At 71.6% G+C, this 10,601-nt stretch carries 6 protein-coding genes; 5 read left to right on the top strand and 1 reads right to left on the bottom strand.

The genetic code is table 11. The features are described from left to right. Window positions 1-124: 124 nt before the first annotated feature. Window positions 125-1,573 (bottom strand): CCA tRNA nucleotidyltransferase, encoded by a 1,449-nt coding sequence (locus tag AB0O01_RS25735; protein ID WP_365316866.1) that lies wholly within the window; start codon window positions 1,571-1,573, stop codon window positions 125-127. A gap of 185 nt (window positions 1,574-1,758) precedes the next feature. Here AB0O01_RS25735 and AB0O01_RS25730 point away from each other — a divergent pair, with 185 nt between their 5' ends. From AB0O01_RS25730 to AB0O01_RS25710, 5 genes are all read left to right on the top strand, one after another. Beyond that, the gene (locus AB0O01_RS25730) at window positions 1,759-4,302 is read left to right on the top strand and encodes a DUF6049 family protein (protein ID WP_365316865.1); all 2,544 of its coding nucleotides are present in this window, start codon (window positions 1,759-1,761) and stop codon (window positions 4,300-4,302) included. 42 nt (window positions 4,303-4,344) lie between these two features. After that, complete coding sequence (gene murJ, locus AB0O01_RS25725) at window positions 4,345-6,807, top strand: murein biosynthesis integral membrane protein MurJ (protein ID WP_365316863.1); 2,463 nt, start codon at window positions 4,345-4,347, stop codon at window positions 6,805-6,807. 116 nt (window positions 6,808-6,923) lie between these two features. After that, complete coding sequence (locus AB0O01_RS25720) at window positions 6,924-8,654, top strand: protein kinase family protein (protein WP_365316861.1); 1,731 nt, start codon at window positions 6,924-6,926, stop codon at window positions 8,652-8,654. Window positions 8,655-8,679: 25 nt separating this feature from the next. Further along, the gene (sigM, locus tag AB0O01_RS25715) at window positions 8,680-9,402 is read left to right on the top strand and encodes an RNA polymerase sigma factor SigM (RefSeq protein ID WP_365316859.1); all 723 of its coding nucleotides are present in this window, start codon (window positions 8,680-8,682) and stop codon (window positions 9,400-9,402) included. Next, window positions 9,399-10,496 carry a hypothetical protein gene (locus AB0O01_RS25710; RefSeq protein WP_365316857.1) on the top strand — a complete coding sequence of 366 codons (1,098 nt, stop codon included), beginning with the start codon at window positions 9,399-9,401 and terminating at the stop codon, window positions 10,494-10,496. The genes sigM and AB0O01_RS25710 overlap by 4 nt, the downstream gene beginning before the upstream one ends. Window positions 10,497-10,601 lie beyond the last annotated feature (105 nt).

Raw genomic sequence — 10,601 nt, 5'->3', positions numbered from 1 at the left:
ATGGTGATCCCGGGCGTGGCGATCTTCATCACCGTGCTGGCGTTCAACCTCTTCGGCGACGGCGTGCGCGACCACCCCCCTATCCCGCCTCATATCCGGCCTCAGATCCGAAGCCCTGTCCGCCTCACCCCGGCGACCGCTCCCCCCACCACTCCTTGAGCGCGGCCACCGCCTCCCCGTGCTCCATCGGCCCGTTCTCCAGCCGCAGCTCCAGCATGTGCCGGTAGGCGTCGCCGACCGCGGGGCCGGGCCCGACGCCGAGGAGCCGCATGATCTCGTTGCCGTCGAGATCGGGGCGGATCGAGTCCAGTTCCTCCTGCTCCTTGAGCTGGGCGATGCGCTCCTCCAGCCCGTCGTAGGCCCGGGAGAGCGCGGTGGCCTTGCGCTTGTTCCGGGTCGTGCAGTCCGAGCGGGTCAGCTTGTGCAGCCGCTCCAGGAGCGGTCCCGCGTCCCGGACATAGCGGCGCACGGCGGAGTCGGTCCACTCCCCGGTGCCGTAGCCGTGGAACCGCAGATGCAGCTCGACCAGCCGGGAGACATCCCTCACCAGGTCGTTGGGGTACTTCAGCGCCGTCATCCGCTTCTTGGTCATCTTGGCGCCGACGACCTCGTGGTGGTGGAAGGAGACCCGGCCGTCCGATTCGAAGCGCCGGGTGCGGGGCTTGCCGATGTCGTGCAGCAGGGCGGCCAGCCGCAGCGTGAGATCGGGGCCGTTCCGCTCCAGGGCGATGGCCTGCTCCAGAACGATCAGCGAGTGGTCGTAGACGTCCTTGTGCCGGTGGTGCTCGTCGCTCTCCAGCCGCAGGGCGGGCAGCTCGGGCAGCACCCGGTCCGCGAGGCCCGTGTCGACGAGGAGGGTCAGGCCCTTGCGGGGGTGCGTGGAGAGCAGCAGCTTGTTCAGCTCGTCCCGGACCCGCTCGGCGGAGACGATCTCCAGCCGGGCGTTCATCTCCTTCATCGCCGCGACGACCTCGGGGGCCACCTCGAAGTCGAGCTGGGCGGCGAAGCGGGCGGCCCGCATCATCCGCAGCGGGTCGTCGGAGAAGGACGCCTGGGGGGTGCCCGGCGTCCGCAGCACCCGGGCCGCCAGATCGGCGCGGCCGTCGTGCGGGTCGATGAACGTCCGCTCCGGGAGGGCCACCGCCATGGCGTTCACCGTGAAGTCCCGGCGGACCAGATCCTCCTCGATGGAGTCCCCGTAGGCCACCTCGGGTTTGCGTGAGGCCCGGTCGTAGGACTCCGAGCGGTAGGTCGTGACCTCGATCTGGTAGCCGTCCTTCTGGGCGCCGACCGTGCCGAAGGCGATCCCGACCTCCCAGACGGCGTCGGCCCAGGGCCGCACGATCTTCAGGACGTCCTCGGGGCGGGCGTCGGTCGTGAAGTCCAGATCGTTGCCGAGCCGGCCGAGCAGCGCGTCCCTGACCGAGCCGCCGACGAGGGCGAGCCGGAACCCGGCCGCCTGGAAGCGGCGGGCGAGATCGTCGGCGACCGGGGCGATCCGCAGCAGATCGTCGGGCTCGCGGTCGGCCACCCGGCCCGGGGCGGTGAGATTGTCTTCGTTGGCGTTCGGCACAACTGAAAAGGGTACGTGGCCCCGGGGACGCCCGGCGCCCCCATTATCCGGCGCCCGCAGCGGGCGAAACCGTCCTCCCCGATCTTGCGGAACGGTCCGCGGCACTTCCCCTCAGCGCGCATCGTTACCATGCGTGGACGCACATTCCGACGAGCACTGACGACGACGAGGGACGGGCGAAGCGCGTGGCCGATGCGGCAGACATCCCAGGGACGCGTCCCTCACGTGCCCGCCGATGGCTACGGCGCACAGGAGTCCTGCTCACGGGCGCGCCGCTGCTGGCGGGCCTGCTCCAGCTTCCCGCCGCACCGACCGCCCAGGCGGCCGGGCAGACCTCCCTGCCGACCGCCAGCGGCTCCCGCACGGTCAGTGTCGCGGTGGACTCGGTCACGCCGGGCATCCCGGGCGAGGGCGACACCGTCACGGTCTCCGGGACGGTCACGAACCAGGGCGAGCAGGCCGTCACGGACGCCACCGTGGATCTGCGGATGGGCCCGAAGCTCACCACCCGCTCCGACATCGACGACGCCGCCGAGCGCGAGGGGTACAGCCCGGGCGCCGACGGCACCCCGGTCGGCGGCGACCACTCCCAGGAATTCGACCGGCTCGCCCCCGGGGTCGCCCGGCCCTTCACCCTGTCCGTGCCGGTCGACGAGCTGGACCTGGGCAGCAGCGGTGTCTACCAGCTCGGGGTGGCGCTGTCCGGCCAGACCGCCGCCCAGCAGTGGGAGCAGGTGCTGGGCTTCCAGCGGACGTTCCTCCCCTGGCAGCCGGACGGCACCGACACCCGCACCAGGACCACGTTCCTGTGGCCGCTGATCTCCACGGTCCACATGACGGCGGAGACCGACTCCAACGAGCAGCAGACCCCGGTCTTCCTCAATGACGACCTCGCCCGGGAGATCTCCCCCGGCGGCCGTCTGGAGCAGCTCGTGGCGCTGGGCCGGGAGCTGGACGTCACCTGGGTGATCGACCCGGATCTGCTCGCCTCCGTCGACGCCATGACCCGCACCTACGAGGTGCGCGGCCCCGGCGGCACCACCACGCCCGGCACCCATCAGGCGGTCGCCAAGCAGTGGCTGGCCGACCTCCAGGGCGCGGTGGCGGGCAAGGAGGTCGTCGCGCTGCCCTTCGGCGACCCGGACCTCGCCTCCCTCGCGCACAACGGCACCGAGGTCACCGGCTCGCTCAGCCGCCTCAAGGAAGCCACCGACGTCATCGCCAACACCGTCGAGCCGATCCTCCATGTGCAGCCGGTCACCGACTTCGCCTGGCCGGTGGACGGCGCGGTCGACCCGTCGATCGTGAAGGTCGCCACCTCGGCTGGCGCGGACACCGTGATCGCCCGCAGTGACAGCCTGGAGGAGACCGGCGGGCTCCCGTACACCCCGTCGGCGGCCCGGCCGATCGGCGGCGGGACGACGGCGGTGGTGGCGGACGCGCGGCTGTCGACCGCCTTCGAGGGCGATCTGACGACCGCGTCGGCGGACTCGCTCGCCGTGCAGACCTTCCTCTCGCAGAGCCTGATGCTGAACCTCCAGTCGGACCAGCAGCGCAGCATCCTCGTCGCCCCCGACCGGATGCCGACCGCCAGCCAGGCCCGTGCCATGGCCCGGGCGGTGGCCACGCTCCAGAGCAGCGGCTGGTCCGAGGCGCAGAACCTCACCGCGACCGCCGAGGCCCGGCCGGACCCCGGGGCCACCACCAAGGTGCCGTCCGCCTCCCGGTACCCCTCCTCGCTGCGCAAGCAGGAACTGCCGGCCACGGCGTTCGAGGAGATCGCCACCACGCAGGACAAGCTCGACAACTTCAAGGTGATCCTCAGCGACGAGTCCCGGGTGGTGACCCCGTTCGGGCGGGCCATGAACCGGGAGATGTCCACCTCCTGGCGGGGCCGGGCCACCGAGGCCGCCAGCTTCCGCAACGGCGTGGAGAACTATCTCGACGCCCTGGTCGGCCAGGTCAGCCTGATCCAGAAGTCGGAGACCAAGCTCTCCGGCCGCAGCGCCACCATCCCGGTGACCGTGCAGAACAACCTGGTCCAGGGCGTCGACCATCTGGTGCTGCGGCTCACCTCCACCAGCCCGACCCGGCTGGAGATCGGCGGCAACGCCTACGCCGAGCAGCCGGTCTCGGTCTCCGGCGGGCACAGCCAGTCGGTCAAGTTCGACACCTCCGCCAACGCCAACGGCCGGGTGACGGTGATCGCCCAGCTCTTCACCGAGGACGGCCAGGCGTACGGGGCCCCGGTCACCTTCGATGTGAAGGTCACCGAGATCACCGCGACGGTGATGCTGGTGATCGGCGGCGGTGTCCTGCTGCTGGTGCTCGCCGGGTTCCGGATGTACACCCAGCGCAAGCGGGCGGCCCGCGCGTCGGCCGGGGAGCACCCGGACGACGAGCCCGGCACCGAAGACGGCGAGAGCGACGGCACCGACGGCACCGGTGGTACGGACGGCGACGACAGCGACGGCACCGCCCCGAGCGCCGGAACCGCCGGAACCGGCCCGGCGACCGCACCCCCGGCGGACACCGACCCCGCCGGGAACGCCGTACCCCCCGAGAACCCCGCACCCCCCGGAAACCGTCCTGACTCCCGGGACCCCCGCACGGAGGAGTCCGGCACCCGGCCGGGGGCACACGACCCTCAGCAGCCGAGTGACCCGGGCCCGGACACCGCAGCGGAAAGCCCCGGCCCGTCCCGGACGGGTGAGAGAGTGGACCGTTGAATGTCGTGGCCCGTCGGCCCGGGACGATGAGGTGGGGTAACGATGAACGCGCCGTACGAGGGTGACCGCGGCCGGGCCGCGGGCAGCTCGGGCCACCCCGAGGGCCCGCCGCCCGAGCCCGGCCTGCCGACGCCGCACCAGCAGGCGCCGGACATGTACCTCCAGGACGCCTACGACCAGGACCCCTACCGGGCACAGGACCTCACCGCGCAGGACCCGGTCGCCGAGGCCCTCTACGACCGTGCCTCGCACCCGCCGCCGCCCCCCGGCACCTACCCGCAGGGGCCCCTGTACGGGCAGCCGCAGCAGTCGCCGTACGCCCCCGATCCGCGGGTGTGGGCGCAGACGCCCGCCCCGGAGCCGGAGGGCCCCACCCAGTACCTGCCGCTCGGCGACGACCCCCGCACCACCCAGTACGTCGGGGTCGACGACCTCGTCACCCAGGCCGGTGACCAGCGCCCCGAGCACGACGCCTTCGCGCATCTCTTCCGCGACCAGCAGTACGGCGGGGTGCGCACGGACCATCCCGGGGTACCCGGCCCGGCCGCGGCCCCGCAGCACCCCTCCCACCAGGACTTCCAGGACTTCCAGGACTTCCGGGCCGACGGCTACCACCAGGGCGCCTACGCGCCCGGCCAGGGCGCGTATCCGCAGCCCGCCGCCCCGCAGCAGGCGCAGTACGCCGCTCCCCCGTACCAGCAGGCCCCGCCGCAGCAGTACGCCGAGGTCCCGCAGGCCGCCCCGCAGGGCGCCTACGGCGGCTCCCCGGCCCCCTACCAGCAGCAACAGCCCGAGTCCCCGGCGCCCGAGCCACAGTCGCAGCCGCAGTCGCAGTCGCAGGAAGCGCCCGCCGCTCCGGCCGCGCCGAAGAAGGGCGGCCGGGCGGGCGGCCTGCTGAAGTCCAGCGCCGTGATGGCCGCGGGCACCATGGTGTCCCGCCTCACCGGCTTCATCCGCTCGGCGCTGATCGTCTCCGCGCTGGGCGTGGGCCTGCTCGGCGACACCTTCCAGGTCGCCTACCAGCTCCCCACCATGATCTACATCCTGACCGTGGGCGGCGGCCTCAACTCGGTCTTCGTCCCGCAGCTCGTACGCGCCATGAAGGACGACGAGGACGGCGGCGAGGCGTACGCCAACCGGCTGCTGACGCTCGTCATGGTGGTCCTCGGCGCGCTCACCGTGCTCGCCGTGCTCGGGGCCCCGTACCTGGTGCGGGCGCTGTCGAACCCGGTCGCCACCAACGCCGCCGCCAACGAGACCGCCATCACCTTCACCCGCTACTTCCTGCCCACGATCTTCTTCATGGGCGTCCATGTGGTGATGGGCCAGATCCTCAACGCCCGCGGCCGATTCGGCGCGATGATGTGGACCCCGGTCCTCAACAACATCGTCATCATCGCCACCCTCGGCATGTTCCTGTGGGTCTACGGCAGCGCCGCCGACTCCGGGATGACCGTCGACAACATCCCCCCGCAGGGCGAGCGCCTCCTCGGCGCCGGTGTCCTGCTGGGCCTGGTGGTCCAGGCGCTGGCGATGATCCCGTATCTGCGCGAGACCGGCTTCCGGATGCGGCTGCGGTTCGACTGGAAGGGCCACGGCCTCGGCAAGGCGGCGATGCTCGCCAAGTGGACCATCCTGTTCGTGCTCGCCAACCAGGCGGGCGCCCTGGTCGTCACCCAGTTGGCCACCGCCGCCGTCTCCGACACCAACATCGCCGGTACGGGCTTCAGCGCCTACGCCAACGCCCAGCTCATCTGGGGCCTCCCGCAGGCCATCATCACCGTCTCCCTGATGGCCGCCCTGCTCCCGCGGATCTCCCGCTCGGCCCACGAGGACGACGCCGGAGCCGTCCGCGACGACATCTCCCAGGGCCTGCGCACCACCGCCGTCGCCATCGTCCCGATCGCCTTCGGCTTCGTCGCCCTCGGCATCCCCATGTGCACCCTGATCTTCGGCTCCTCCGGCACCGCCGCCGCCACCAACATGGGCTACATGCTGATGGCCTTCGGCATCGGCCTCATCCCGTACTCCGTGCAGTACGTCGTCCTGCGCGCCTTCTACGCCTACGAGGACACCCGCACCCCCTTCTACAACACGGTGATCGTGGCCGCCGTCAACGCCGGGGCGTCCGCCGCGTGCTTCCTGCTGCTGCCCGCCCGCTGGGCCGTGATCGGCATGGCCGCCTCGTACGGACTCGCCTATGTCATCGGCGTCGGCGTCGCCTGGAGCCGGCTGCGCAAGCGGCTCGGCGGCGACCTCGACGGCTCCCGGGTGCTGCGCACCTACGCCCGGCTCAGCATCGCCGCGGTCCCGGGCGCGCTGCTCGGCGGAGCCGCCTGCTACGGCATCACGCAGTCCCTCGGGCAGGGCGTCCTCGGCTCGTTCGCCGCGCTGCTCGGCGGCGGAGCCGTTCTCCTCGGCATCTTCTTCATCGCGTCCCGCCGCATGCGCATCGAGGAGCTGAACTCGATGGTCGGCATGGTCCGCGGGCGTCTGGGCCGCTGAGAGGGGTACGCGCACAACCATCGTCCGCCGCCGTGTGTCGTGCATAGCGCCGGACTGTGGGCACAATTGGTTTCGGCGTCGTACCAGACGCAACGGATGGGGAGGCAGGGACGACGGTGGCGGATCGGAGCAGGGCTGCCGTCGACGTGGCAGACAACGGCGGCGACGAGCCGCTGACCGCCGAGCCGGACCAGGCGGACCAGTCCACGGCCGACGGGGTGGACCAGCAGGAACCGGAAGCGGAGCACGACGAGGCGCAGGGGAGTGGCGGGAGCGGGCATCCCGGGCCTGCCTCGCCGCCCGAACTGCACAGCGGCCACAAACTCGCCAGGCGCTACCGCCTGGAGGAGTGCGTCACCCGTCTGGACGGATTCAGCAGTTGGCGTGCGGTGGACGAGAAACTCCGGCGGGCCGTCGGCGTCCATCTCCTGCCCGCCGAGCACACCCGGGCCCGTTCCGTCCTCGCCGCGGCCCGTTCCTCCGCGCTGCTGGGCGACCCCCGTTTCGTCCAAGTCCTCGACGCCGTCGAGGAGAACGACCTCGTCTACGTCGTGCACGAATGGCTGCCCGACGCGACCGAACTGACCGCGCTGCTCGCCTCCGGCCCACTGGAGCCGCACGACGCCTACCAGATGGTCAGCCAGATCTCCGCCGCCATGGCCGCCGCACACCGCGAGGGCCTCGCCCATCTGCGCCTCAACCCCAACGCCGTGCTGCGCACCTCCACCGGGCAGTGGCGCATCCGCGGGCTCGCGGTCAACGCCGCGCTGCGCGGCATCGGTTCCGACACCCCGCAGCGCACGGACACCGAGGCGATCGGCGCACTGCTGTACGCCTCCCTCACCCAGCGCTGGCCGTACGAGAGTGACGCCCATGGGCTGTCCGGGCTGCCGAAGGGCGTCGGCCTGATCGCCCCCGACCAGGTGCGCGCCGGAATCCATCGCGGGCTGTCCGAACTGTCGATGCGTGCCCTGGCCAACGACGGCGCCACCGCCTCCCGGCACGAGGCGCCGTGCACCACCCCGGAGGAACTGGTCAAGGCGATCAGCGAGATGCCCCGCATCCGCCCGCCGGAGCCGGCCTTCACCGCCCCGCCCGACTACCAGCGCACGACCTATCAGCAGGGCTCCTACGGCCGGTCGGCGCCGCGCCCCAACGAGACCCAGCCGGTGCACCAGCCGCCGCCCCCGCTCCAGAGCCGTACCGGCAAGGCCCTGAAGTGGGCCGTCTCGGCGCTGCTGCTGGCCGCGCTGGGCCTGGGGAGCTGGCAGCTCGCGGACGCCCTGCTGGAGCAGGGCGGTACGTCCGACGACACCAATCAGACCCAGACGACGGACAACGAGGACAAGACCAACGGCGAGGAGACGAAGCCCCCGCCGCCGATAGAGATCGCCGGTGCCCAGGAGTATGTGGCCCAGGGCTCCGCCCAGGCGACGGACGAGGTGCCGTACACCTACGACGGGGACGCCTCCACCTACTGGCGCACCAAGAGCTTCGTCGACGGACCCGAGATGAACCCGGCCTTCAAGCCCGGCGTCGGCATCGTCTACGACCTGGGCTCCGAGCGGGAGGTCACGGCGGCGGACATCGATCTGCTGTTCAGCGGCGACCACACCAAGGTCTCGCTGTACGCGACGGACTCCATGAGTTCCTCGGTGCCGATCTCGTCGATGACCGAGCTGGGCTCGGTCACCACCAGCGACACCTCGGCGCACGTCCAGATCGAGAAGCCGAAGGCCAGCCGGTACGTCCTCGTCTGGTTCACGGCGCTGCCGCACGCGCCGGGGGACGAGTTCAGCGATCCCGGCTACAAGCAGGCCATCACCGATCTGACGTTCACAGGCTGAGGACATCACGGAGGGGGGAGGCCGGATGGCGGACGGCGTCAGCTACGACGGCGTGAACGACCGGGACCTCCTCGCCCGTCATGTCGAGGGCGATCCGCACGCCTTCGGAGAGGTCGTCCGGCGCCACCGGGACCGTCTCTGGGCCGTGGCCCTGCGTACCCTCGGGGACCGTGAGGAGGCCGCCGACGCCGTACAGGACGCGCTGGTCTCCGCCTACCGGGCCGCGCACACCTTCCAGGGCAAGGCGGCCGTCACGACCTGGCTGCACCGGATCACGGTCAACGCCTGTCTGGACCGGGCCCGCAAGGCCGCCTCCCGCCGGACCTCGCCGGTCGACGACACCGAGCGGCTGGAGCAGCTCCTGGAGCCGCACGAGTCGGCGGCGGCTCCGGCCGAGCGCAAGGATCTGCACCGGGAGCTGATCAAGGCCATGGTCACCCTGCCGCCGGATCAGCGGGCCGCCCTCGTACTGGTGGACATGCAGGGCTACCCCGTCGCCGAGGCCGCCCGGATCCTCGATGTGCCGGTCGGCACGGTGAAGAGCCGCTGTGCCCGGGGCAGAGCCAGACTTCTGCCGCTCCTGAACCATCTTCGGCCGGACAGCCCCGGCGAGGACGAGGAGAGCAACGTACGGAACCGGACGCAGGGGACATCCGTCCCACCGGCAGCGGGACCTCCCGAGGCCGAGTCCCGTCAGATCGGACCGAGTGATTCAACTGCCGTGAAGGGCGGAGGTGGGCGAGCGTGACATCGACGACGGACATGACGGAACACCCGGACGTCAGCGAGATCGCCGACCTCACCGAGGGCCTGCTGACCCGGTCACGGAGCGCGGACCTCCACCAGCACCTGGACATCTGCACACCGTGCGCGGACGTCTACGCCTCGCTGGAGGAGATCCGCGGACTGCTGGGCACGATGCCGGAGCCGCCGGCCATGCCCGCCGATATCGCCGAGCGGATCGATCAGGCCCTCGCCGCCGAGGCCGCCCTCCAGGGCTCACCGGGCAACGGCACGCATGTTTCACGTGAAACACCGGATGCCGCGACTGTTTCACGTGAAACATCGCCCCTCACGGAAACGTCCCTGTCGCCCCCTACGGATACGCCCTCCTCGCCGGTCCCGGAGCCGCCCTCCTCACCCCTGTCGGAAGCGCCCTCGCCGCTCCCGGAATCGGCCCCGTCCTCTCTCCCGGAGCCCTCCCCCTCACCTCTCACGGAAACGTCCCCGCATGTTTCACGTGAAACATCGACCACCTCCGACCGCCCCGCCGGTCAGCCCCGGCCCTCCACCAGCGGCCCCGGGCGCAAGCGTCCCGACCGTGCGAGGCGCCGCCGGGTGACCGTGATCGGCGCCGCTTTCGCGGCGGCGGCCGTCGGGTTGGGCACCGTGCTGCTGTCGTCGCTCATGGGCGGCCCCTCCGGGCCCCAGACGAACGGCGACCCGACGACCACGGCCGCCGACACCTTCTCCGCGGAGAGCCTGGAGCGCCAGGTGACCGATCTGCTCGCCAGGGATCTGGTCCAGGGGGAGACGATGGAAGGTGGCGGGGATCCCCGCACTCCCATGGGCAGTGCCGAGGTGGGCGGCGATGTGGGCTCGCCCCGGGTGCTCCAGACACCCTCGGTGCCCGACTGCGTCCGCAGCGGCATCGGCCATGAGGATCCGGCGCTGGCCGTCGACGAGGGCGTCTACAAGGGAACCGACGCGATGCTCGTCGTCCTGCCCGACGCCAATGACGCCGGCCGGGTCGCGGCGTACATCATGGATTCCACCTGCATCAAGCGGGCCTCGACGGAGATCGCGAAGATCCTCTTCCAGACCTCCTACGCACACCCCTGAGAAGCGCCGGTCACCACCCTCCGTGTGCCCGGACACAGCGGGAATGCTGGACCCTTAGGATCCGTTGGGTGGGAAGAGGGTCCTGAGAAGGGCTCCCACGGGAAA

The sequence above is a fragment of the Streptomyces sp. NPDC093252 genome (assembly GCF_040683675.1).
Classification (GTDB): domain Bacteria; phylum Actinomycetota; class Actinomycetes; order Streptomycetales; family Streptomycetaceae; genus Streptomyces.
Note: the sequence above shows the minus strand (reverse complement) of the source record. Positions and strands in the feature narration are given on the sequence as shown.

Coding starts and splice junctions, on each gene's coding strand:
- murJ (WP_365316863.1), top strand. CDS start 4,345: ATGAACGCGCCGTACGAGGGTGACCGCGGCCGGGCCGCGGGCAGCTCG.
- sigM (WP_365316859.1), top strand. CDS start 8,680: ATGGCGGACGGCGTCAGCTACGACGGCGTGAACGACCGGGACCTCCTC.